Source organism: Pseudomonas sp. Z5-35 (assembly GCF_051131945.1).
Classification (GTDB): domain Bacteria; phylum Pseudomonadota; class Gammaproteobacteria; order Pseudomonadales; family Pseudomonadaceae; genus Aquipseudomonas; species Aquipseudomonas marvdashtae.
On sequence record NZ_CP071640.1, the window covers coordinates 2,832,198 to 2,854,643 of the forward strand.

Genomic DNA, 22,446 nt, shown 5'->3' on the forward strand with positions numbered 1-22,446 from the left:
TCTAGACAGCAAAGGTGTCTGGAGGCTGACCGCTTCCTGACATTCTTGTCAGAAATGGCGCGGTGGCGATCATGAACCTACCAAAGCGCCACATCATAAGTGAGGTAGAGACGGTTGCTATCGCGTCCCCGTGAAAAATCCGAGCGATAGACATAGTTGCGCAGTTTCACGCCCAGCCCCTTGAAGTTGCCTTGCTGCACCACATAGGCAATTTCTGCGTCACGCTCCCATTCCTTCACGGCGGTGTTGGACTTGCCATCGTTGCCGCTGAGGTAACGACTGGAAAACGTCAGGCCGGGCACGCCGAGGCGAGCGAAGTCGTAGCCGTAACCGAGCATCCAGGTCCTTTCGTCTTCTTCGATAAACTTGCCGATCCCGGCGTTGCTGAAGGAATAGACGGTGGCGCCGCTGATGTAAGGCAAGCCCCCTTCCCCGCTGAGCCTTTGATAGCCGGCGCTGAGTGTGTGGCCGGAGACGGCGTACGAGAGCAGACCGCTGAGCATGTCGTTATCGACTTTTCCGCCGTAGGCCGAGCCCGAATCGGCACTGTTGAAGTAGCGCAGGTCGCTGGTCAGCACACCGGCGCCCAGCGGCAGGTCATGTTGGATACCGGCAAAATTCTGCCGATAGAAGTTCTCGAGCTCGCCAAAGAAGTAGCTCAAGCGCACCGTCTTCCCGAGCTTGTAGTCAGCGCCGGCATAACTGAAGTCGCCTGACTGGTCGCCGCCATAGCCGTCGGGCACGATCGGCATGCTGTCGCTCGAGTCCCGCAGTTTGAAACGCTCCAGGTGCCCGCCGGTGAGGGTGAGGTTGTCAATGTCGTTGCTGCTGGCCTGGGTCCCCTGGTAGGTCTGGGGCAACAGGCGCGCATCGTTGTAGATCAGCACCGGATTCTTCGGCAACAAGGTGCCGTATTTAATCGTGGTCTTGGCGACGCGGGCCTTGGCGGTCATGCCCGCGCTGGCAAACTGATCGGCGGCGCGACCGTCGTCATGCACCGGTAGCAGCCCGGTGCCGCTGCGGCCACGCCCGGAGTCGAGCTTGACCCCGAGCAGGCCGAGGGCATCGATGCCGAAACCGAGGGTACCTGGCGTGTAGCCGGACTGGTAATCCAACAGAAAACCCTGGGCCCATTCGGTCCGTTCACTCTTAGCGGTCCTCGCCGACCGTGCGCTCATGCCGTGCTCATCGCGAAAGTTTTCGTTGAAGTAAACGTTGCGCAGTTGCAACTTCAGCTTGCTGTCGGCGATGAATCCTTCGGCGTTGGCCGTGGCCAGTGGCAACAGCCCAAAGAATGGAAACAAAGCCCTGTGGGTCAGGTAAATACTCATGTCGACTTTCTCATTGTTGTTATCAGGCACGCACGCCAGCGCACTCCCGCGGGCGGGAGCGTCAGGCAAGGAATAGAGGGTTGTCTGGGGTGAATCAGGAAAACAGCGTCAGCGCCCCGGTCAGCAGGGCCAGTGCGGTAATCACCAGGGAGGTGAGCACCGCCCATTTGATCGTGGCTTTCTGAAAATCGCCGAGATCACGGTCGACCATGCCCACCAGAAGGAGCGTCGAAGCCACCAACGGACTCATCAGGTGCACCGGCTGGCCGAGAATGGAAGCCCGGGCGATTTCCACCGGGTGAATGCCATACGCCGCGGCAGCATTGGCAAGGATCGGCACGACGCCGAAGTAATAGGCATCGTTGGACAATACGAAAGTCAGCGGCATGCTGGTAATCGCCACCACCAGCGGGAACAGATGCCCCCAGGACGGGGGAATCCAGTCGACCAGGGTCTGCGCCAGCGCATCGACCATTTTTGTCCCGGAGAAGATCCCGGCGAAGATCCCTGCTGCGAACACCAGCAAGACCACGGTCATGGCGTTGCCCGAATGAGCGAGGATGCGCTCCTTCTGAATATCCAGTTGCGGATAGTTGATCATCAGCGCCAGGACGAAACCGATCAGGAACAGGATCGCCGAGTGCATGATCCCCATTACCAGCGCGACCATCACGGCGATCACCAACAGCAGATTGACGTAGGCCAGTTTCGGGCGCTTGTGTGGCGTGTCTTCCATGATCGCATTGATGTAGCAGTTGCCGCCGCCGCTTTGCAGCTGAACGTTGCCAATGCGCTTGCGCTCGGCACGGCCCAACAGGAATGCCGTGAACACCACCCATGCGGCCCCACCGATCATGGTCGGCAGCAACGGCACGAAGTACTCACCGGCATCCAGGCCCAGCGCTGCGATGGCACGAGTCGCCGGGCCGCCCCAAGGGGTCATGCCGCTCATGATGCTCAACGAGAGCATGGAAACGGTCGCCAGGATCATCGGGTTCATGCCGATGCGTTTATACAGCGGCAGCATCGCGGCACAGGTGATCATGTAGGTTGTCGTGCCGTCGCCGTCCAGCGCCACCAACAGCGATAACAATGCCGTGCCCACGGCGATCTTCATCGGGTCGCCATTGACCCGCTTGAGAATCTTGCGGATCAGCGGATCGAACAGACCGGCGTCGATCATCAGGCCGAAGAACAGGATCGCGAACAACAGCAGTGCCGCCGACGGTGCGACCATCTTCAAGCCATCCAGCATCATCTTGCCGGTGGTCCCGCCAAAGCCGCCAAGCACCGCAAAGATGATCGGCACCACCGTCAGGGCGACGATGGGCGACAGCCGTTTGGTCATTATCAGGAAGGTGAAGACCACCACCATGGCCAAGCCAAGTAAAGCGAGCATATGTCAGATCTCTTGTTGTTATTGAGTCGCTGATGCAATGACGAGGTCTGCCTGGCTATCCGGCCATGCGCCGGGAAACCTTGGCGTAGACGAAACCTGAGAAAAGTCGGCGGGCGGTGCGTACCACCGAGGCTCGAATGGTCTCACCCTTTTCACCGGTGTAGGACAACACCACATCGATACCACCGCTGGGGTGCTCGATGCGAACCTGCTGCAAACGCGGCTCGCTGACGCCACCGATCAGGTTGGCCGCGACGCTGCCGTCGGTCACGCAAGCTGTCGCGATACCGATGGAGCCGGTGATCGCCAAGGCGCGATGACAGTTGTGGGGCATGAAGTAGCGCACCTGGAGGGTTCCGCCAGATGTGGGCGGCGACACCAGGACCGGCTTGGGAATCACCTTGTCGCTGACATCACCCAGGCCCATCGCCAGGCCGGCTTTGAGCCGCAAGGACTCCAGGCGCTGCATGAATGCCTTGTCAGCGTCAAGTTCAGCGGGGCTTTCATCACCGCGCTTGCCCAGTTGGCTGGCCTCGACGATCAGCATCGGCATCGCCATGTCGATGCAGGTCACCGCAATGCCGTCGATCATGTCCAGGGGTTGCCCGGTCGGGAAGAGTTTCCCCGTCTTGCTGCCCGCGGCATCGAGAAAGGTCAGTTGCACCGGAGCGGCAGTGCCGGGCACGCCGTCGATGGCGGTGTCGCCTTCATAGCTGACCTTGCCCCGAGGAGTGTGCACGTCGGAATTCACGAACGTCCCGGTATTGAGGTTGCGAATACGCACCCGAGTCAGGTCGCCGGTAGCCTTGACCAGCCCCTGCTCGATGGCGAACGGGCCGACGGCGCAGAGCATGTTGCCGCAGTTGGGCGCGGTGTCGACCCGGCGCTGAGAAACCATGACCTGGACGAACAGATAATCGACATCGGCTTCGGGGTGCAGCGATGGGCTGACAATCGCGACCTTGCTGGTCTGTGGGCTGCCGCCGCCGATGCCGTCGATTTCCAGTTCGTGGCCGGACCCCATCAGGTTGATCAGCAGCTCGTCACGTTCGGCGATGGCGACCGGCAGGTCCCAGGCGAGAAACACCGGGCCTTTTGACGTACCGCCGCGCATCAGCACACAAGGAATTCGTTTCATGAACATTAACTCTTGTTGATCAATCTGGATAATTGATGTTCTGGACACAAGAGTGGCAGGGTTTAAAAAGTGATTCCAATGCAAAGATCGGAGCGATTATTGCGTTTCACAAATGAATTCCCTTACGATGATTGGCATCGCGCAGCCCCCCTCCCCGCCGAGGTAAAACATGGAATACGAGCTTCAGGACATACGATCTTTCGTGAAAATCGCCGAACTCGGCAGTTTCCACGAGGCTGCCGATGCGCTGCATCTGTCGCAACCGGCCCTGAGCCGACGGATGAAAAAACTCGAGGAAGGCCTAGGCACCGCACTGCTCGATCGCACCACCCGCAAGGTCAGCCTGACGAGCGTCGGCCGTGACTTCCTGCCCAAGGCCCGGCGTTTGCTGGACGATTTCGACGATTCGATCCTCAACATCCGCGAGCTGGCTGAGCGGCAGATCGGCCGGGTGACTTTGGCCTGCATCCCGACGGCAGCGTTCTATTTCCTGCCTTCGGTGATCCGTCTCTATAACGAGCGCTACCCCAAGATCCGCATCCGCCTGCTGGATCTCAGCGCCAACGAAGGACTGGAGGCGGTCCTTCGCGGCGAAGCCGATTTCGGCATCAATATGATGAGCGGCCAACACCCGGATATTGAATTCGTGCCGCTGGTCAACGAACCCTTTGTATTGGCCTGCCGGCGCGACCATGAATTGGCGGGACGCAGCGCCGTGACTTGGTCGGAACTCAGTGACTATCGACTGATCGGCGTCGGTCGCCTGAGCGGCAATCGCATGCTGCTCGACCACGCCTTGTCTGGCCTGAGCTGGCGCCCGCAGTGGTTCTATGAGGTGCAGCACCTGTCCACCTCGCTGGGCCTGGTCGAGGCGGGCCTTGGAGTGTCGGCGATGCCAAGCCTGGCAATGCCTGCCGGCGATCATCCAACCTTGGTCAGTGTGCCCCTGATCGAACCTGTGGTGAACCGGTCACTGGGCCTGGTCTATCGACGAGGTGCATCGCTTTCCCCCGCCGCCGAGAAATTCGTCTCGATTTTGCTGGAGCAGTGGCCGCAGTAGCGGCCGCCTGATGCCGCTCCTTTTCGCTGCCATACTCGTCTGCGGTGCCTGACACCGCTGCCTGCTCATCAACTCGATACCTGGAGCGATTTCCATGTCAAACGCAACCGGACAGAACCCTGTGGCACTCATCAGCGGCGCCGGCAGCGAGATGGGCATCGGCATGGCGATCGCGCGCAGGCTCGGTGCAGTCGGCGCCAGGCTGATCGTCACTGCGAGCAGCGCCCGCATTGCTCAACGGGTCGATGAGTTGCGGGCGCAAGGGTTTGAGGTCGAGGGGCGAGCCCTGGACCTCACGGATGAAACCCAGGTGCGCGAGTTCGGACTGTGGGCTGAGTCGGTCTGGGGCCGGGTCGATATCCTGGTGAACAACGCCGGCATGGCCATGCAAGGAAGCCCGGAGTCTTTTGCCGACGTGGCGTCCATGGACCTGGCCGCGTGGAACCTGTCGCTGGCTCGCAACCTGACGACCGCGTTCCTGCTCACCCGAGCGGTCCTGCCCGGCATGCAGGCCCGCCGTTATGGACGCATCGTCAATATCAGCTCCACCACCGGCACTCGCTGCAGCAATCCCGGTGAAGCAGCCTACAGCGCCGCGAAGGCGGCGATGGTCGGCATGAGCATGGGCCTCGCGCTTGAAGTGGCCCAACAGGGCATCACCGTGAACAGCGTCGCGCCCGGCTGGATCGCGACAGGGTCGAGCTCTGCCGAAGAAGCCAACGCCGCACGCTACACGCCGATGGGCCGGGCCGGACGCCCCGAGGAAGTCGCCGCGCTGGTGGCCTTCCTGGCCTCTGCGGAGGCCAGCTACATCACCGGTGAAACCATGGTGGTGGATGGCGGCAATTGCCTGGTGGAGAACAAGGCGCCCTACTCAGCTACCGCCAACACCTGACGAATCACCCCCGATTGCCACTGGAAGTAAGGGTTGTAGGTCAGCCGCGCATGGATTTTACCCGGCTCGCTGTAACCCCAATCCGAATACCAGACTTCTTCCCCCGCTTCGCACCGGGCCACTTCGTCGGCGTTGCGGCTGTTGCGGCAGAACCGCAGGGTGCCGGAACGACCGTAGAGCGGGTTCGTTGGTGAGAACAGGATGCCCATGTGGGAGAACTGGCTGATTCGTTCGTCGGCGATGCGGTCGGTACGCGTCAGGACGCGTGAATCATGGGCCGCGCCGCTGTTGCCGGCCGGCGCCGCCTGCCCATACCAGATCAACCGGCTGGCGGAATGGGTAAATCGGTGTTTGAAAAGCTCCCGCACGTAGCGCACGTCGACCACTGAATCCTGCTCAGTCAGGACAATGGCCACGGGACGGTCGAAGTCCTGGTGCTCGATGAGCCGACGAACCGCGACGCTGCTGCGGTAGAACTGGGCGAAGCCGTTGGTGGGGACGTTGTGGTAGCGCACCGCCGATTGTTGTGGCCGGGTATTGTCGGGGGCCAATATCCAGGTCTTGAAATGCGCCAGCCAGGGCGTGGCCCAGTCGTAGGATTCGCTCGATCGAAAGGCCGGTGAAAACAGCACGAGGCCCTTGATATCCGGGTCGTTGATGGCGTATGCCAGCGCAAGATTGGCGCCGGTTGAGAAACCGCCCAGGTAGACGTCCGCAAACTCCTTGCGCAGCAGCGCGACTTGTTCCTCGACCAACTGCTGCCACTGCTCCAGCTGCACGTCGATCAAGTCAGCCGGCTGGGTGCCGTGCCCCGGCAACAACGCAACGCGCACAACGAAGCCTTGCGCCGTGAGATCCTGGGCGATGTCGACGAAAGACCAGGGTGAATCCCCCAGGCCATGCAACAAGAGGATAGCTTTGCTGGACGGCGCATCGGGGCGCACTTCGTAAGGCGCGTTCCAGGCCAGTTCAGCGCTGCGGTTGGCGGTCTGGAACACCCGCCGTTCCTCGATCCATGCCCGTGACGCCTGCGTGTAATCCTCAAAGGTCGCAGGCTCCGTCCGGGCGTCGGCCGCGCTGGGTTGCCGGGCACACCCGGCCATCAGCGCCAGGCTCGCCACGATGGCGGCGATGCCCAGCATGAGCGGACGCCACGATGGAAAAACCGTGCTGATCTTTGCTGGAATCTTCAACGCTCACTCCCCGCTTCGCTGCCCAAACCGTTCGCCTCGTTACGTAGCTCCCCTTGCCAGAGCACGCCATGGATGCGCTTGTACAACCACTGCGCGCCGTCGTCCACGTAGGAAAACACTACGGGAATGACCAGCAGGCTCAGCACGGTCGAGGTGACCAACCCACCGATCACTACGATCGCCATCGGCGCGCGAAAGCTCGGGTCGGTTCCCCAGCCCAGTGCGATGGGCATCATGCCTGCGCCCATCGCAATTGTCGTCATGATGATCGGTCGTGCGCGCTTGGCGCAGGCATCCAGGATCGCTTCGTGGCGGCCCAGGCCGTGGTCCCGACGGGCGAGGATGATGTAGTCGATCAGCAGGATCGAGTTCTTCGTCGCAATGCCCATCAGCATGATCAAGCCGATCATCGACGGCATCGATAAGGTCGAGCCGGTGATGAACAGCGCCAGGAACGCGCCGGGCACCGAGAGCACCAGGGCGACGAGGATAGTCACCGGTTGCATGAAGTCTTTGAGCAGCAGGACCAGCACCATGTAGATGCACAGCACCCCGGTCAGCATCGCCACGCCAAACCCCGAGGCAAGTTCGCCCATCGCCTCGGCATCGCCGACGGACGTCTGCACCAGACCGGGCGGCAGCTCGCGCAAACTCGGCAGGCCAAGCACGGCCTGCTCGATGTCGCCCAGCGCCTGGCCATTCGTCTCGATCTCGATGTTGACGTTGCGCATGCGGTCGAATCGGTCGATTTGCGCGGGGCCGCTGGCGATTTCCAGCGTTGCGACATTCTCCAGCGCGACCGGACCACGGGCACCGGGTACCGGCAGGCGCTTCAGCGTCTCGAAGTCCTGGCGAGCGGCATCGGTCAGCCGCACGACGACTGGCACCTGCCGTTCGCTGAAATTGAGCTTGGCCAGCTCCTGATCGTAGTCGCCCAAGGTTGCAACACGCAGCGTATCGGCGATTGCGTTCGAGGTGACGCCCAGGTCGGCGGCCCTGGCGAAATCGGGCCGAACCACCAGCTCGGGGCGCATCAGGCTGGCGCTCGAAATAACGCCGCCGACGCCAGGCAGCCCACGCAGTTCACCTTCGACCTTCTGCGCATGCCGGGTGAGCAAGGCGCCGTCCTCGCCGGCGAGCACCAGCATGTAGTTTTCCGACTCACCCATGCCGACCTTGACGCGTACGCCAGGCAAAACCGTGAGTGCTTCGCGCAGATGGTTTTCGATCTGCTGTTTGGTCAGGCCCGGTCGGTCGTCGCGGTGCGTCAGGTTCAGCGTCAGCACCGCCGTGCGGACATTGGCGAGACCGCTGCCGGCTGGCGCCATCGGGTCAGCGCCGGCGCGGCCATCGCCCACGGCGGTGTAGACCTTCTTGACGTGCGGGTTCTGCCCGACAAGCTCCCGCGCCTGTTCGGCCAGCACCAACGTGTCGCCCAGCTTGCTGCCGGGCGCCAGCGTGAGGGTCACTTGGGTCTGCCAGTCGTCCTCCGGCGGAATGAAGGTGCCCGGCAACACCGCCGCGAGCATCAGCCCCGCAGCGAAAAAAACCACAGCGCCGAGGCTGGTCACGGCACGATGGCGCAAGCACCAGCCTGCCCAGGACAAATACGTATCCAGCCACCAGGCCGGTCTGCGCTCCGGCTTCTGCGGCGCCTGCAGCAGGTAGGCCGCCATCATCGGCGTCAGCAGGCGGGCAACGACGAGGGAGAAAAAAACCGCTGTTGCCGCCGTCCAGCCGAACTGGACGAAGAACCTGCCGACCGTGCCGCTCATGAATGCCGTGGGCAGGAACACCGCGATCAGCGTAAACGCCGTGGCAATTACCGCCAGCCCGATCTCATCGGCGGCGTCCATGGCCGCTTGATAGGGTTTCTTGCCCATCTGCAAATGTCGCCCGATGTTCTCGACCTCGACGATGGCGTCGTCCACCAGCACGCCAATCACCAGCGACAGCGACAGCAGCGTGACGATGTTGAGGGTGAAGCCCATCCAATGCATCACCGCAAAAGTCGGTATCGCCGACAATGGCAACGCGACCGCCGTGACGAAGGTTGCTCGCCAATCCGGCAGGAACAGGAACACCACCAGCACCGCCAGCGCTGCCCCCTCGTAAAGCAGGTGCATGGAGCCCTGGTAATTCTCGATCACCGGATCGACCAGGTTGAAGGCTTGGGCGATGGTGATTTCAGGGTGTCGCGCCTTGAGTGTGTCGAGGGCGGCGCGCACCCCTTCGTCGACCTCTATTTCTCCGGCGCCTTTTGCCCGCAGGATCTCGAAGCCGACCACCGGCTCGCCGTCCAGGAATGCCGCCGAACGGCGCTCGCCGACGGTGTCGGATACCGTGGCAACCTGGTCGAGCCGGATGCGTCGACCGTCGCTCAAGGTCACATCCAGTAAGGCGATTTCCTCGGCCGACTGCACCGTGGCGAGGGTGCGTACCGTTTGCTCGATCCCACCCAGGTCGACACGACCGCCCGAGGCTTCCTGTTGGATCTGGCGCAGTTGACGGGAGATGTCCAGGGCCGTGGTGTTCAGCGCCAACAGGCGCGCCGGGTCGAGGTCGATGCGAATTTCCCGGGTCACCCCGCCGACACGATTGACCGCCCCCACGCCAGGCACCGCCAGCAAGGTCTTGCTGAGGGTGTTGTCGACGAACCATGACAGCGCTTCATCGTCCATGCGCGTCGCCGCCACCGTGTAGGTCAGGATTGGCGATCCGGCGAGCTCGATCTTCTGGATCACTGGGTCGCGCAGGTCGGCGGGCAGGTCCGCCCGTACCCGGGAGACGGCGTCGCGCACATCATCCAGCGCTTCCTGAGTGGGCTTCTCGAGGCGGAACTCCACCGTGATATCGGCGTTGCCGTCGGTCAAGGTGCTCTGGATATGCTTGATGCCTTGCAGCGTCGCCAGCGAATCCTCGATCTTGCGCACCACATCGTTTTCCAGTTGTTCGGGTGAAGCGCCGGGCAGCTCCACCGATACGGAGACCATGGGCAGGTCAACATCGGGGAAGTTCTGGACCTTCATTTTCCAGAAGCCCATCAAGCCAGCGAAGGTCAGCAAGAGGAACAACAGGACGGAAGGCGTCGGATTGCGGATCGACCAGGACGATACGTTAAGGCTCATTGCGCGCTCCCGCGTGTCAGGCTGCTTGTCGGCTGGCTGGTCGGGGTGCCGGTCGGATCGGTGCGCGACTGGACCACCCGGACGAGGTCTCCCTCGGCGAGAAAGCCGGCGCCGGCCTCGACCACGGCCGCCGTGCCGTCAATACCGCCGATGATCTCGACACGATCGCCGACGCGGCGTCCCACCGTCACTTTGACCCGGGTCACCTTGAACTGCGGTCCGACCTGAAGGACGTAACTGAAACCGTCATGCTGCAGCACCGCGCTCTGGGGCAGCGTCAGCATCCGCTCGGCGCCGACCGCGAACTCGCCACGTACGAACATCCCGGCACGCGCCGCGGTGCCCGCCGGGAGGTCGACATAGACCAAGCCGTTGCGGACCTGCATGTCCACCGTGGGCGCAACCCTGCGCACCCGGCCCTCGATAGGTTCGCCGTTGGCCGCAATCACCCGCACCACCTGGCCGGGAGTGAATTTACCCAGGTCCGATGCGGCGACTTCAGCGCGCCATTCGAGGCGACCGTCCCGAATCAGCCGGAACAGTTCCTGGCCGGCGGGCAGCACCGCGCCCACCGTGGCATTGCGCGCCGAAATCACTCCATCGTCGGGCGCCATGACCTGAGTCTGGGCCAGGCGCAGATGTTGCAGCCGCTCCAGCGCCCTGGCTGCGTCCAGCCTCGCCTGCGCCGTGTGTTCGGCCGTCACGTGCAGGTGAACCTGCTGCTTGGATAACGCCCCGCTCGATTGCAGTTCCCGGGCGCGCTCGGCATTGCCCCGTGCTTCGGCGAGCGTCGCCTGCGCTTCGGCGGTGGCGGCGCGACGCTGCGCGAGTTCGGCGGCGATCGTTTCCGGAGCAAATGTGGCGAGCACCTGGCCGCGCCGGACCTCATCGCCGACGTTCACCTTGACCTCGGCCAACCGCAAGCCATCGGCTTCGGTGCCGACGCTCGCTTCCTGCCACGCCATGACGTTGCCATACGCCAGGACACGAGTCGGCTGCATGGCCGATTGGAGTTGGGTGACGGCCACCGTCAGAGCAGGCCTGGCCGGAACTTCGGCGCTATTGGGGCCCGCGTCAGGCGAAACGGTCATCATCACGACGACGATGGCGCAGGCCAAGGTCACGACAAACAGAACGACATGCCGTGTCTTTTTTTTCATGGGGATCGTATTCCTGCGCAAGAGGCCGCGTGATTGCTTGAGGCGGCCACTATCCGACAGGGAACCTTTCGGAACTCTTACCAGCGAAAAGGTTGTTATCCAGACCCAACGGTAAGTGTCCAGTAAGAAGAAGTTTTCAACGATAGGGACGCTTTCATCCTATTGATCTGGAGACCGTCATGCGTTCCATGCCCTTGCCCACCTCGAAAAATTCAATTGCGACACGGCTGACTACGGCCACCTCTGTGTTTGTGCTGGGCTTGTGCGCGTCAATGGCGGCCAGCGCCGACGAGCTGGAAGGTTCCCAATGGGGGCTTGGCGTGGGTGCGGTCAGCAGCCAGCAGCCGTACAAGGGCATCGACCGGGACAGTGAAGTCCTGCCGCTGATCTACTTTGAGAATGAATATGTGCGGGTATTCGGCCCTACCGCCGAGATCAAGTTGCCGGGCCTGGACCTCAGCGACACCCAACAGCTCGAATTCAGCATCGTCGGCGAGTACGACTTCAGCGGTTACGACGACGATGACGCGCGGATTCTCGATGGCATGCGTGACCGCGACGGTGGTTTCTGGGCAGGAGCCAAGGTGAAATGGCGCAACGACGTGGCCGATGTCAGTGCCGAGTGGCTGGCCGACGTATCAGGCAACAGCAAGGGCCAGCGCTTTGCCCTGGGATTGGAAAGGTCCTGGAAATTAGGCGAGCACATCATGCTCACGCCACGCCTGGCGGCCCTATGGCAGGACGATAAATACGTCGACTACTACTTCGGCGTTCGCGAAAGTGAAGCTCGCGCCGACCGGGCGGCCTATGATGCGAAGTCCGGTATCAATACTGAATTCGGGGTTCGTGGAAACTATATGTTCGATGATCATCACTCCGTGTTCCTGGACCTCAAGGCGACGCGCCTGTCCGATGAAATCAAGGACAGCCCGCTGGTGGACCGATCAACCGAGAACAGCGTGCTGTTCGGCTACCTGTACCGTTTCTGATGAGCCGCATTCTGCTGGTCGAGGACCATGAACGCCTGGCGCACCTGGTGAGCAAAGGCTTGTCGAGCGCCGGGATCGCCGTCGACGTCATCAGCCGCATCGATGCCGCCTGGGCGGCCATCCAGCAGGTGCCTTACCAGGCGCTGATCCTCGATCGGGGCTTGCCGGACGGCGATGGGCTGGTCCTGCTGCAGCGTTTGCGCACTGCCAGGCTGGGCCTGCCGTGCCTGGTCCTGACAGCGCGGGACGCGCTGCATGATCGGGTCGAAGGCCTCGACGCCGGGGCGGATGATTATTTGCCCAAGCCGTTCGCCATGGACGAAATGGTTGCCCGTGTACGGGCATTGCTGCGTCGCCCGGCGGAACACCGGCCATTGGCGCCTGCCCACGGCGACCTCAGCGTGCAACCCGACATGGGCATCATGTGCAGCACCGAAGGCAGCGTGCCGCTGGCGCCTGCGGAAATGCAGATCATGCTGTTGCTGCTGCGCAAACCCGGTGAAATCGTCCGCCGCAGCGCCATCGAGGCGGCCGCGTGGGGCCTGAGCGAAGCCGTGACGCCGAATGCCCTGGACGTGGCCCTGCATCGTATCCGCCGAAAGCTGCTGGCGATCGGTTCCCATCAACGGATAGTCAATTTGAGAGGCCTGGGTTATGCCCTTCGTCAGGACGACTTGGCGCAATAGCATCAGCTTCAAGGTGCTGCTTGCCTATATCGCAGGCGTGGGATTGAGCATCCTGCTGATTGCACTCGGCGTGTTCGCTCTTGTCACCTCCAGGAGCGATATCCTGCTGAGCACGGACGTCGCCGAGCGTACCCATGAACTGGCCGATAAGCTGCTGTTCGACGCCACGGGCCGGCCCATCGGATTCGACAACAGCGAGGGTGACCGGATCTGGACCTTCCAGAGCCTGGGGGAGGAAATCGGCTACCGAGTACTGGATTCGGATGGGAGCGCCGTCCATGCATCCACTGACGCGGCGTTCTGGTCGCCTGCGGCGACCGTTCATCCAACGGAGCAATCGCAATTCAAGTTCGAGCGAAAAGGCATCCTGATGTACGCCGCCACCGCCCCGCTGGAGCACGACGGCAAGACTTGGTATTTGCAATTTGCCGCCAGCGAACGGCTGATGGAACTGCTCCACGAGGGGTTTGCCTGGCCGTTCATGGGCGCCGGTATCGTCCTGTTCAGCCTGGTGCTGCTTTTTGTCTTCGGCGCCTGCGCCTATTTCACATTGGGCTATGCGCTCAAGCCCTTGCGGGAGGTCTCGGAATCAGCGGCGGCCATCTCCCCGCGCTCCTTGCACTCGCGGCTGGAGGTCAGGACCGTGCCGTCCGAGGTGGCGCCGCTGGTGACCAGCTTCAACAGCGCCCTTGAACGCCTGGCGCACGGCTACCGCGTCCAGCAGGAATTCCTGGCGACCGCGGCACACGAGCTCAAGACCCCCCTGGCGTTGATCCGCGCCCAGATCGAACTGATGGAGCCCAGCAAGGGCCGCGACTCGCTGCTCAACGATGCCCAGCACATGACCCGCCAGGTCCAGCAACTATTGCTGCTGGCCGAAACGAGCGAAGCGCACAACTACAGCCTTGCCGCCGTGGATGTCATGGATGTTGCCCGGGAAGCCGCCCATTATCTGCAACGCATGGCCGACGCGGCGCACGTGCGCGTCGTGCTGGCGGCTCCGGTTGAGACGCAGGCGTCCTGGCAGGCCGACCGCAGCGCCCTTTTCACCCTGCTCAAAAACCTTCTGGAAAACGCCATCCAGCACGCCCCTGCCGATACCGAAATACGCGTTGAACTGAGCGCAGATACGTTGACCCTGCGCGATTGGGGCCCCGGGGTTGAACAAGACCAACTGGCGCAGATATTCACCCGTTTCTGGCGCGGCGCTCATCGACGCGACCACGGCGCGGGACTGGGCCTGACGATCTGCCAGGAGATCGCCCAGGCCCACGGATGGACGCTCGTCGCGCGCAGGGCCGAGCCTGGGTTGTTGTTTTGTTTGTCCCGGCCCGCCCCTGAGCGGCCCGCCTGAGCGCATGCGCCCAGGCTTGCTCACTGCCAACCGAACCTACAGGGGTGTTTTTGCAAGATTGGGCAATCATCGGACCGGATCGTGCAAGCTATCCCAGCCGATGCTTTCTATAGTAATCGGTGCCAAACCTTCTGGAGCTGGTCCGATGAGCGCCCTCAATATCAATGGCCGTGAGCACACGGTAGACGTAGACCCCGGCACCCCGATTCTTTGGGCCTTGCGCGACACGCTGGGCATGACCGGTACCAAATTCGGCTGCGGTGCGGCCTTGTGTGGCGCCTGCACCGTTCACCTGGATGGCCAGGCCATTCGGTCCTGCGTGACGCCGATCGCCGCGGCGGTTGGCAAGAAGATCACCACCATTGAAGCGGCGACCGATGGCAGCGACCCGGTGGGCAGCGCCGTGCATGAGGCTTGGGTCAAGCACGACGTGGCGCAATGCGGCTACTGCCAGAGCGGCCAGATCATGAGCGCCACCGCGTTCCTCAAGGCCCAGCCCAAGGGCAAGCAGCCGACGCCGGCCGAGATCGATTCGGCCATGGCCGGCAATATCTGCCGTTGCGGCACTTACGCCCGCATCCGCGCCGCAGTGGCCGATGCCGCAAAAACACTTGCCTGACAGGAGCTGGTCCATGCTGAACGAGATTTTTCCAAATGAGCTGCCGCGCGCCCTGCAACACCTGCTTGATCGCGACGTGACTGAAGGCCCAGCCACCCTGCCCCGGCGCAGCTTTCTCAAGATCGTCGGCATCGGCGGCCTGGCCTTGGGCGCGTTCCCGCACCTTGCCCTGGCGCAACAGGCCGGCGGAGTTGGCGACGCAGCGCTGAAACCGACTCAGCAACCCTCGGCCTTCGTACAGATCGCGCCCAACGGCGAAGTCACCGTGACGATCAATCGCCTGGAGTTCGGCCAGGGTGTGCAGACTGGCTTGCCAATGATCCTCGCCGAAGAACTCGACGCCGACTGGAGCCTGGTGCGCACGCGCAACGGCAGCAACGACGCGGCCTACATGGACCCGGCGTTTGGCATCCACCTCACCGGCGGCTCCAATTCGATCAAGAACAGCTACACCCAATACCGCGAACTGGGCGCTCGCGCTCGCGCCATGTTGCTCGCCGCCGCGGCCGCGCGCTGGAATGTCGACGCCGCGAGCCTGACCACGCAAAACGGCACGGTGCTGGGCCCAGGTGGCCGCAAGGCGACTTACGGCGAGCTGGCCGAAGCCGCCATGGCGATGCCCGTGCCGGAGAAAGTCACGCTCAAGGATCCCAAGGATTTCCGCATCATCGGCCAGGCCACGACCCGCCTCGATGCCAAGGTCAAGAGCAGCGGCCAGCAGGATTTCGGCATCGACATGCATCTGCCGGGACAACTGACTGCGGTGGTCGCTCGCCCACCGGTGTTCGGTGCCAGGATCGCGTCGCTGGACGACAGCGCCGCGCGCGCAACCAAAGGCGTGAAAGCCGTGCTGCGCGTGCCGCTGGACGGCGGTGCCGAAGGCGTTGCGGTGGTCGCCGACGGTTACTGGCAGGCAAAACTTGCACGTGATGCGCTGAAGGTCGAATGGGACGTGGCTAAAGTCGAAAAGGTCGACACGGAAAAACAACTGGCCCAGTACCGGGAGCTGGCCGGCCAACCCGGCGCGCTCCATTTCGATGCCGACATGACACCTCTCGCCTCGGCGCCGCATCGGTTGGAGGCTGAGTTTGTGTTTCCCTACCTGGCCCACGCCCCGATGGAGCCGTTGAACTGCACCGTTCAGCTATCCGAAGGCCGCGCCCAGTTGTGGGTCGGTACTCAGTTCCCGGGCGGCGACGCTGCGGCAGCGGCGAAGGTGCTGAGCCTCAAGCCCGAGCAAGTCCAGGTAAATGTACAGACGGCGGGCGGCGGTTTCGGGCGTCGTGGCGTGCCGACCAATGATTTTGTCGTGCAGGCTTGCGAAGTGGCCAAGGCCGCGCGCGCTGCGGGGCTTGATGCGCCAATCCGCACCCTGTGGAGCCGCGAGGACGACATCAAGGGCGGCTACTACCGTCCGATGCATCTGCACCGCGCGCGCATCGGTTTCGATGACAGTGGCAAGGTGTTGGCGTGGGACCACGCCCTGGTCGGGCAGTCCATCCTCGTCGGCACCCCATTCGCAGGGCAGATAAAGAATGGCATCGACCCCACCGCGACAGAAGGCCTGCGTGATCCGTATCCCTTGCCGATGCGACTGACCGTGCATCACCCCAAGCTCAACGTGCCGGTGCTGTGGTGGCGCAGCGTGGGTTCTACTCATACCGCGTTCGTGATGGAGACGCTGATCGACGAAATCGCCCGTACGACAAAGCAGGACCCGGTGGCATACCGGATGAAATTGTTCGGCGACCAGAACCCCCGCCATCGCGCCGCGCTGCAATTGGCGGTGGACAAGAGCGAGTACGGCAAACGGCAGCTACCGGCCGGCCAGGCCTGGGGCGTGGCGGTGCACGAGTCGTTCAGTTCGGTGGTGGCCTACGTGGTGCAAGCCTCGGTGCAGGAGGGTCGTCCCATGCTGCACAACGTGACGGCGGGCGTGCACTGCAACCTGGTGATCAACCCCCGCAGTGTCGAGGCCCAGGTGCAAGGCGCAGCCCTGATGGGCCTGTCGATGTGCTTGCCCGGTGGCGCGATCACGCTCAAGGATGGCGTCGTGCAACAGAGCAATTTCGCTGACTTCAGCGTGCCGCGCATTACCGACATGCCGCAGGTCGCCGTCCACATCGTTCCCAGCGCAGAGCCGCCGACCGGAATGGGCGAGCCCGGCCTGCCCGCCTTGGCCCCGGCATTTGCCAACGCCATTGCGAGTCTGACCGGGAAACCGCTGCGGCAGTTGCCGTTCAAGCTGGCTTGATAGGCCTGCAATACCTTGCCGATGTCGAGGTGGTCGCCGTACATGTAGGGTGTCGGCTTGACGGTGTCCTGGGCATTGGCTGCCCCCGCGGGATCTTTGCTTTATCATGGCCGCCATCCCATTCCCTGACCTGATGGAACGACCATGACTTTCGATTTCGACCGGGTGTTCGAACGCCACGGCACCGGCAGCACCAAATGGAGCCGCTACCCAGCCGAGGTATTGCCGATGTGGGTGGCCGATATGGATTTCGCCGCGCCGCCAGTGGTCATCGATGCGCTGCGCAAGCGCCTGGAACACCCGATGCTCGGCTACAGCGTGGCCCAGGACAGCCTGCGCGCCGCCATCGTTGCCGATCTCTGGAGCAAGTACGCCTGGCGCGTCGAGCCGCAGCAGGTCCTGTTCCTGCCGGGGGTCGAGCCGGGGTTCAACATGGCGTTGCATGCCTTGGTCGAGCCGCAGCAAAACGTGGTGGTGCAGGTTCCGAACTACCCGCCACTGCGGCATGCGCCGGGCCATTGGCACCTGAACAAGGTGGAGCTGGCGTTCACACCGGTCGATGGCGAGTTCCATACGCCCCTGGCCGAACTGCGCGACGCCTTGCGCGGCGGCGGTGCGCTGCTGCTTAGCAACCCGCACAACCCGCTGGGCAAGGTGTTCGGGCGCGACGAGCTCAAGGCCGTGGCGGACATTTGTGTCGAGCAGGATGCTTGGATCATTTCGGACGAGATCCATGCCGAGCTGTGCTTCGATGGCCGCGTGCACATCCCCACCGCGTCCCTCAGCCCGGAGATTGCCGAGCGGACCATCACGCTGATGTCGGCCAGCAAGGCCTACAACATCGCAGGGCTGAAGACGTCGTTCGCGATCATCCAGAATGCCAAGCTGCGCGAGCGCGTCAACGGCGCCAGGGCCGGCATGGTCGACAGCGTCAACGCCCTGGGCCTGGAAGCGACCCGTGCCGCCTACAGCGAAGCGGGCCCATGGCTCGACGAATTGAAAGGCTACTTGCAGGCCAACCGCGATTATCTGGTCGAGGCGGTCAAGACTCGCCTTCCCGGTATCACCATGACCGTGCCCCAGGGTACTTACCTGGCGTGGCTGGACTGCTCGGCGCTGGGGCTGGACGATCCGCAAGGGTTTTTCCTGAAGGATGCCAAGGTTGGACTGAGCGCCGGGCTGGATTTTGCTGACGACGCGGGACAATTCGTGCGCCTGAACTTCGGTTGCCCGCGGGCGTTGCTGGAGGAAGGAATCGCGCGGATGGAACGCAGCCTCAAAGCCAGGGGCTGATCAGATCGTCCCGTGGCGAGGGAGCTTGCTCACGCTCGGTTGCGTAGCGACCGCAAGATTGTGGGGCTGCTTCGCACCCCAGCGGGAGCAAGCTCCCTCGCCACAAGAGCGGATCAGTTCAGACCCAGGGGTCAGTCATGCATATCCGGCGTATGCACGAAGCACAGTTTGTTTCCCTCCGGATCCCGGCAATAGGCGCCGTAGTAATCCTTTGAATATTGCGGCCTTAGGCCCGGGGCGCCTTCGTCGAAGCCGCCCATGTCAATCGCCGTCTCCCAGGCGTTGCGTACGGCCTGCTGCGAGTCGGCGGCGAAGCTGACTTGCATGCCGTTGCCCCACGTGGCCGGCAGGCCATTGATGGGCACCTGGACGAACACCTGCGGCCAATGCTTGCCGGGCTGATGCCAGCCTTCCCCGGGTGGGCCCGAGTCGTCTTCGCTGTCCATGCGCACCAACCCCAGGCCCCCCAGGACGGCATCGTAGAACGCGACCATTTTTGGTAGATCACGCGCACCAATCTGAATGTGACTGAACATGCCCTTCTCCTTATGAAGCATTGTTGCCATTGGAGAGCATGACCGTGCCCGCGTTCAGCGGAACATGAGCACGATCGACGAAACGCTTGGCGGGCACGCTCATCGACCGGCGGAAAAATCCGACCGAACTCTGGTCAAAAACCCGCAGTCCACCCTCCATCGCAACCACTAGGATGGAGAACGAAAATGGCCAACTACCCAACCCCGCCTTTTCCAAAACAAAGCCAACCCGTGCCCGGCAGCCAACAGAAGATGGACCCGTACCCGGACTGTGGCGAACAGAGCTACAAAGGCTCCGGGCGCCTGGCGAACAAGATCGCCCTGATCACCGGCGCCGACAGCGGCATCGGGCGCGCCGTGGCGATTGCCTTCGCCCGAGAAGGCGCGGACGTAGCGATTTCCTACCTCAATGAACATGAGGACGCCAAGGAGACCGCACGCTGGGTCGAAGAAGCCGGCCGCCAGTGCCTGTTGCTGCCCGGTGACCTGGCAGACAAGGGGCAATGCCGCAAGGTCGTCGATGAGACCGTGGCGCGTTTCGGGCGCATCGACGTCCTCGTCAACAATGCCGCGTTTCAGATGACCCACGAGACCCTGGAAGAGATCCCGGACGAAGAATGGGTGCGCACGTTCGATATCAACATCACGGCGATGTTCAGGATCTGCCAGGCCGCCGTGCCGCACATGAAGGCCGGGGGTTCGATCATCAATACCACCTCGGTCAACTCCGACATGCCCAAGCCGACGCTGCTGGCCTACGCCACCACCAAGGGCGCCATCGCCAACTTCACCGGTGGCCTGGCGCAAATGCTCGGGTCCAAGGGCATCAGGGTCAACAGCGTCGCGCCAGGACCGATCTGGACGCCACTGATTGTCGCCACCATGCCCGAAGAAGAGGTGCAGAATTTCGGTTCCCAGACACCGCTGGGTCGTCCTGGCCAGCCGGTGGAAGTGGCGCCGATTTTCGTGCTGCTGGCGTCGGATGAGTCCAGCTACATCTCCGGCTCGCGGTATGCGGTGACGGGCGGCAAGCCGATCCTCTAAAGCCCGGCTGCCTCCTGTGGCGAGGGAGCTTGCTCCCTCGCCACTAAAGCGCTCAGGCTCACTCCTCCTTGGCAATCACCGAAATCTTGCCGTTGCGCTCGATAATCGCAAACTTGATCTGCTCCAGGGTCTCGATGCCCTGGCTCGAACGTGCCGCCTCCATGATGTCCGCCTCCACCAGCCGGGCGTGGCGCATGCGGCCCTGAAGGATGCGGCCGTCCTCGACGATGATCGTCGGCCCGCCGTCGATCAGCCGCGACACCCAATTGGAACGCAGCTTGAGCAACGAAAATCCGACATCGATGGCGATCAGTGTGACGATGACCATGAACGCGTTGGTCAGCGAGAAATCGTCCCCCAGCAGCGCCTGCTGGGTAGCCTCGCCAATGATCATCAACAGTACGAAATCGAAGGTGGTGATCTCCGCCAGCGAACGTCGGCCGGCGATCTTGAACAACACCATCAACACCGCATACATAGCGGCGGCTCGCAGTACCGAATCCATACGTCACCTAAGGGAAGATGAATTGATTGAAGCTCACCGTCGCCCCGCCAGGAATAACGATGCGGCTGTGATAAGTCCCGAGGCCTTCGCTGAGCAATGACAGGTGCAGGTTGGCTTGTCCCTGGCCATCCGCCTGGATCCAGAGCTTTACACCCTGCCCGGCGGCGGCTGAGCGTATGGGCTGCGGTTGCACGCTCTGCACCTCGAACGCCTCCAGCCAATCGCCCCCAAGCTCGACTTCCAGCACCGCGTTGGATGCGCCTTTGAGACGCAGGACCATCGGATTGGTCGAGCCGTTGCGATGGAACGCCTCGTATTCGACGCTAATATTGCCGTCAGCGCTTTGCAGTTCGCGACTGCTCAACGGTCCGCGGGAAAACAGCCCGAGCAGGGTCAGGATCACCAACAGTACCAACACGTACCAGCCCACCCGCTCGAACCGCCAGACCTTGTGCTGGAACACCATGTCTTCGCGCACGGGAAACTCGCGGCTGCGATGGTCGTCCTGCTCCCATTGATCGGTCATGGGCGCACTCTCCTAGCGGCGTTCACCCGCCACGGCACGTTGGTGGTAACCGGGCAACTGCTGCAAGACGTACTCGCTGGCCTGCAGTTGCACCTGGCGACGGTCGCCAAAGAAGCGTTCCTGGCGACTGAACAGCGCGCGCTGGCCGTTCACCTGGAACGCCCAGGCAAAGCAGATCGTGCCGGCGGGTATGCCGTCCTTGTCGTCCGGTCCGAGCAGGCCCGTGGTGGCGACGGCGACGTTGGCGTTGGCGTCGTGAAGCGCGCCAAGGGCCATTTCCTCGGCGACCTCGCGACTGGTCAGATTGAAGGTGTCGATGGTGCGCGCCTTGACGCCCAGCAAACGTTGCTTGGCTTCGGGGGAATACACCACATAGCCGCTTTCGATCAGCGAACCGCTGCCCGGCACTTCGGCCAGGAGCGTGACGATCAGCCCGGCGGTGCAGGACTCGGCGGTGGTCAGGCGCAGCTCATGCTCGCGCATGTAATCAACCAGGGATTGGGCAACAGTCATGGCATACAGTCCTTCATGGATGCTGATGGGTTGACCCCTGCCGTTTTGAATCATTCCCTTTATCGCGCCGTCTCCCCGACCGGGCAAATAAATGAAACCCCTGCCCAATCCTGTACCTCATAACGGTATGAGCCTCACGCAGAGGCTGTCCCTGATCAGGAGGTCGTCATGTCTGTACTTTTCGTCAAACTGTTCACCCATCCCGAGTTCGCTTGGGTGGACATTCGCGAGCAGGAACAGGCTCATCCACACCACTACCTGGCCCATCTGCTGTTGCTCGCACTGATTCCGGCGGTGTGCCTGTTCATCGGCACCACCTGGACCGGTTGGAGCCTGGCCGAGAACGAAACGGTGAGGCTGAGTCGCGCCAGCGCATTGCAGTTGTGCGCGCTGCTGTATCTGACCATCGTCATTGGCGTCACGTTGATGGGGCTGTTCATCCGCTGGATGTCGCGCACGTTCGAAGCCCGCCCCTCGATCAACCAATGCATCGGATTTGCGGCCTACACCGCTACACCGTATTTCCTCGCTGGGATCTGCGGGCTCTATCCCAGCCGTTGGCTGGCCGTGGCGGTGCTGCTGGCGGCATCGGCCTATTCGACGTTCCTGCTGTTCGTCGGGCTGCCGAAATTCATGAACCTGAAGAAGGAACAGGGCCTTTTGTACTCGGCCAGCGTCTGGGGCGTCGGCCTGCTGGTGCTGGTGACGATCATGGTGGAAATGATCCTGCTGTGGTTCAACTACTTGCAGCCGGAGTACCTTCGCGTGCCGGTAGGCTGAATCCGCCTTGAAGGCGCACAATGCCTGAAGGGGCGGCTTTGCA

At 62.7% G+C, this 22,446-nt stretch carries 20 protein-coding genes; 10 read left to right on the forward strand and 10 right to left on the reverse strand.

Annotated features, from left to right (window positions below; genetic code table 11):
• Positions 1-77 precede the first annotated feature (77 nt).
• From J3P95_RS13055 to J3P95_RS13065, 3 genes are all read right to left on the reverse strand, one after another.
• The gene (locus J3P95_RS13055; protein ID WP_434581078.1) at positions 78-1,331 is read right to left on the reverse strand and encodes an OprD family porin; all 1,254 of its coding nucleotides are present in this window, start codon (positions 1,329-1,331) and stop codon (positions 78-80) included.
• A gap of 94 nt (positions 1,332-1,425) precedes the next feature.
• A complete protein-coding gene (locus J3P95_RS13060) occupies positions 1,426-2,730 on the reverse strand; it encodes a CitMHS family transporter (RefSeq protein ID WP_434581076.1) in 1,305 nt (434 codons plus the stop codon).
• Between the two features lie 55 nt (positions 2,731-2,785).
• Positions 2,786-3,868: a 4-oxalomesaconate tautomerase gene (locus tag J3P95_RS13065; RefSeq protein WP_434581075.1), complete on the reverse strand. Its 1,083-nt coding sequence runs from the start codon at positions 3,866-3,868 to the stop codon at positions 2,786-2,788.
• A gap of 169 nt (positions 3,869-4,037) precedes the next feature.
• On the opposite strand from J3P95_RS13065, the gene J3P95_RS13070 reads away from it, so the two are divergent.
• Together J3P95_RS13070 and J3P95_RS13075 are read left to right on the forward strand one after the other, a co-directional pair.
• Positions 4,038-4,928 carry a LysR family transcriptional regulator gene (locus tag J3P95_RS13070; protein WP_024777250.1) on the forward strand — a complete coding sequence of 297 codons (891 nt, stop codon included), beginning with the start codon at positions 4,038-4,040 and terminating at the stop codon, positions 4,926-4,928.
• A 94-nt stretch (positions 4,929-5,022) separates the two neighbouring features.
• Complete coding sequence (locus J3P95_RS13075) at positions 5,023-5,823, forward strand: SDR family NAD(P)-dependent oxidoreductase (RefSeq protein ID WP_434581073.1); 801 nt, start codon at positions 5,023-5,025, stop codon at positions 5,821-5,823.
• Here J3P95_RS13075 and J3P95_RS13080 read toward each other — a convergent pair.
• The 3 genes from J3P95_RS13080 to J3P95_RS13090 are packed head-to-tail and all read right to left on the reverse strand — an operon-like array spanning position 5,799 to position 11,304.
• A complete protein-coding gene (locus J3P95_RS13080; protein ID WP_434581071.1) occupies positions 5,799-6,965 on the reverse strand; it encodes an alpha/beta hydrolase in 1,167 nt (388 codons plus the stop codon). The genes J3P95_RS13075 and J3P95_RS13080 overlap by 25 nt on opposite strands.
• 47 nt (positions 6,966-7,012) lie before the next feature.
• Positions 7,013-10,144 (reverse strand): efflux RND transporter permease subunit, encoded by a 3,132-nt coding sequence (locus tag J3P95_RS13085; protein ID WP_434581069.1) that lies wholly within the window; start codon positions 10,142-10,144, stop codon positions 7,013-7,015.
• Positions 10,141-11,304, reverse strand: coding sequence for an efflux RND transporter periplasmic adaptor subunit (locus J3P95_RS13090; protein ID WP_434581067.1), 1,164 nt, complete (start codon positions 11,302-11,304; stop codon positions 10,141-10,143). The genes J3P95_RS13085 and J3P95_RS13090 overlap by 4 nt, the downstream gene beginning before the upstream one ends.
• Before the next feature lie 179 nt (positions 11,305-11,483).
• Between J3P95_RS13090 and J3P95_RS13095 the strand changes: the two genes are divergently transcribed.
• The 6 genes from J3P95_RS13095 (at position 11,484) to J3P95_RS13120 (ending at position 18,499) form a co-directional block, all read left to right on the forward strand.
• Positions 11,484-12,293 carry a MipA/OmpV family protein gene (locus J3P95_RS13095; RefSeq protein ID WP_434581065.1) on the forward strand — a complete coding sequence of 270 codons (810 nt, stop codon included), beginning with the start codon at positions 11,484-11,486 and terminating at the stop codon, positions 12,291-12,293.
• Positions 12,293-12,979 (forward strand): response regulator transcription factor, encoded by a 687-nt coding sequence (locus J3P95_RS13100; protein WP_434625704.1) that lies wholly within the window; start codon positions 12,293-12,295, stop codon positions 12,977-12,979. Before J3P95_RS13095 ends, J3P95_RS13100 begins: the two co-directional genes overlap by 1 nt.
• A complete protein-coding gene (locus tag J3P95_RS13105; RefSeq protein WP_434557271.1) occupies positions 12,948-14,333 on the forward strand; it encodes a sensor histidine kinase in 1,386 nt (461 codons plus the stop codon). Before J3P95_RS13100 ends, J3P95_RS13105 begins: the two co-directional genes overlap by 32 nt.
• A gap of 145 nt (positions 14,334-14,478) precedes the next feature.
• Positions 14,479-14,952: a (2Fe-2S)-binding protein gene (locus J3P95_RS13110; RefSeq protein WP_434557272.1), complete on the forward strand. Its 474-nt coding sequence runs from the start codon at positions 14,479-14,481 to the stop codon at positions 14,950-14,952.
• Between the two features lie 13 nt (positions 14,953-14,965).
• Positions 14,966-17,206: a molybdopterin cofactor-binding domain-containing protein gene (locus tag J3P95_RS13115; protein WP_434581061.1), complete on the forward strand. Its 2,241-nt coding sequence runs from the start codon at positions 14,966-14,968 to the stop codon at positions 17,204-17,206.
• Positions 17,207-17,350: 144 nt separating this feature from the next.
• Entirely contained in the window at positions 17,351-18,499 is a 1,149-nt protein-coding gene (locus J3P95_RS13120; protein ID WP_434581059.1) for a MalY/PatB family protein, read from the forward strand.
• 131 nt (positions 18,500-18,630) lie between these two features.
• On the opposite strand, the gene J3P95_RS13125 is transcribed toward J3P95_RS13120, so the two are convergent.
• Positions 18,631-19,035, reverse strand: coding sequence for a VOC family protein (locus tag J3P95_RS13125; protein WP_434581057.1), 405 nt, complete (start codon positions 19,033-19,035; stop codon positions 18,631-18,633).
• Positions 19,036-19,221: 186 nt separating this feature from the next.
• Between J3P95_RS13125 and J3P95_RS13130 the strand changes: the two genes are divergently transcribed.
• The gene (locus J3P95_RS13130; protein WP_186632555.1) at positions 19,222-20,079 is read left to right on the forward strand and encodes an SDR family oxidoreductase; all 858 of its coding nucleotides are present in this window, start codon (positions 19,222-19,224) and stop codon (positions 20,077-20,079) included.
• Between the two features lie 58 nt (positions 20,080-20,137).
• Here J3P95_RS13130 and J3P95_RS13135 read toward each other — a convergent pair whose 3' ends face one another.
• Genes J3P95_RS13135 through J3P95_RS13145 form a run of 3 tightly spaced genes read right to left on the reverse strand, consistent with a single transcriptional unit; the run spans position 20,138 to position 21,623 of the window.
• Entirely contained in the window at positions 20,138-20,584 is a 447-nt protein-coding gene (locus J3P95_RS13135; RefSeq protein ID WP_186610290.1) for a DUF421 domain-containing protein, read from the reverse strand.
• 7 nt (positions 20,585-20,591) lie between these two features.
• Positions 20,592-21,110, reverse strand: coding sequence for a hypothetical protein (locus J3P95_RS13140; RefSeq protein ID WP_434557277.1), 519 nt, complete (start codon positions 21,108-21,110; stop codon positions 20,592-20,594).
• A gap of 12 nt (positions 21,111-21,122) precedes the next feature.
• On the reverse strand, positions 21,123-21,623 hold the full coding sequence (locus J3P95_RS13145) for a CinA family protein (RefSeq protein ID WP_434581055.1): 501 nt from the start codon (positions 21,621-21,623) through the stop codon (positions 21,123-21,125).
• A 168-nt stretch (positions 21,624-21,791) separates the two neighbouring features.
• On the opposite strand from J3P95_RS13145, the gene J3P95_RS13150 reads away from it, so the two are divergent.
• Positions 21,792-22,403, forward strand: coding sequence for a Yip1 family protein (locus J3P95_RS13150; protein WP_186632567.1), 612 nt, complete (start codon positions 21,792-21,794; stop codon positions 22,401-22,403).
• Positions 22,404-22,446 lie beyond the last annotated feature (43 nt).

Bases quoted from the DNA above. Each gene is read 5' to 3' on its own strand.
- J3P95_RS13090 (WP_434581067.1), bottom strand. From the start codon at position 11,304: ATGAAAAAAAAGACACGGCATGTCGTTCTGTTTGTCGTGACCTTGGCC.
- J3P95_RS13075 (WP_434581073.1), top strand. From the start codon at position 5,023: ATGTCAAACGCAACCGGACAGAACCCTGTGGCACTCATCAGCGGCGCC.
- J3P95_RS13125 (WP_434581057.1), bottom strand. From the start codon at position 19,035: ATGTTCAGTCACATTCAGATTGGTGCGCGTGATCTACCAAAAATGGTC.
- J3P95_RS13100 (WP_434625704.1), top strand. From the start codon at position 12,293: ATGAGCCGCATTCTGCTGGTCGAGGACCATGAACGCCTGGCGCACCTG.
- J3P95_RS13110 (WP_434557272.1), top strand. From the start codon at position 14,479: ATGAGCGCCCTCAATATCAATGGCCGTGAGCACACGGTAGACGTAGAC.
- J3P95_RS13080 (WP_434581071.1), bottom strand. From the start codon at position 6,965: ATGCTGGGCATCGCCGCCATCGTGGCGAGCCTGGCGCTGATGGCCGGG.
- J3P95_RS13145 (WP_434581055.1), bottom strand. From the start codon at position 21,623: ATGACTGTTGCCCAATCCCTGGTTGATTACATGCGCGAGCATGAGCTG.
- J3P95_RS13135 (WP_186610290.1), bottom strand. From the start codon at position 20,584: ATGGATTCGGTACTGCGAGCCGCCGCTATGTATGCGGTGTTGATGGTG.
- J3P95_RS13120 (WP_434581059.1), top strand. From the start codon at position 17,351: ATGACTTTCGATTTCGACCGGGTGTTCGAACGCCACGGCACCGGCAGC.
- J3P95_RS13060 (WP_434581076.1), bottom strand. From the start codon at position 2,730: ATGCTCGCTTTACTTGGCTTGGCCATGGTGGTGGTCTTCACCTTCCTG.
- J3P95_RS13140 (WP_434557277.1), bottom strand. From the start codon at position 21,110: ATGACCGATCAATGGGAGCAGGACGACCATCGCAGCCGCGAGTTTCCC.
- J3P95_RS13095 (WP_434581065.1), top strand. From the start codon at position 11,484: ATGCGTTCCATGCCCTTGCCCACCTCGAAAAATTCAATTGCGACACGG.
- J3P95_RS13130 (WP_186632555.1), top strand. From the start codon at position 19,222: ATGGCCAACTACCCAACCCCGCCTTTTCCAAAACAAAGCCAACCCGTG.
- J3P95_RS13105 (WP_434557271.1), top strand. From the start codon at position 12,948: ATGCCCTTCGTCAGGACGACTTGGCGCAATAGCATCAGCTTCAAGGTG.
- J3P95_RS13115 (WP_434581061.1), top strand. From the start codon at position 14,966: ATGCTGAACGAGATTTTTCCAAATGAGCTGCCGCGCGCCCTGCAACAC.
- J3P95_RS13065 (WP_434581075.1), bottom strand. From the start codon at position 3,868: ATGAAACGAATTCCTTGTGTGCTGATGCGCGGCGGTACGTCAAAAGGC.
- J3P95_RS13070 (WP_024777250.1), top strand. From the start codon at position 4,038: ATGGAATACGAGCTTCAGGACATACGATCTTTCGTGAAAATCGCCGAA.
- J3P95_RS13085 (WP_434581069.1), bottom strand. From the start codon at position 10,144: ATGAGCCTTAACGTATCGTCCTGGTCGATCCGCAATCCGACGCCTTCC.
- J3P95_RS13150 (WP_186632567.1), top strand. From the start codon at position 21,792: ATGTCTGTACTTTTCGTCAAACTGTTCACCCATCCCGAGTTCGCTTGG.
- J3P95_RS13055 (WP_434581078.1), bottom strand. From the start codon at position 1,331: ATGAGTATTTACCTGACCCACAGGGCTTTGTTTCCATTCTTTGGGCTG.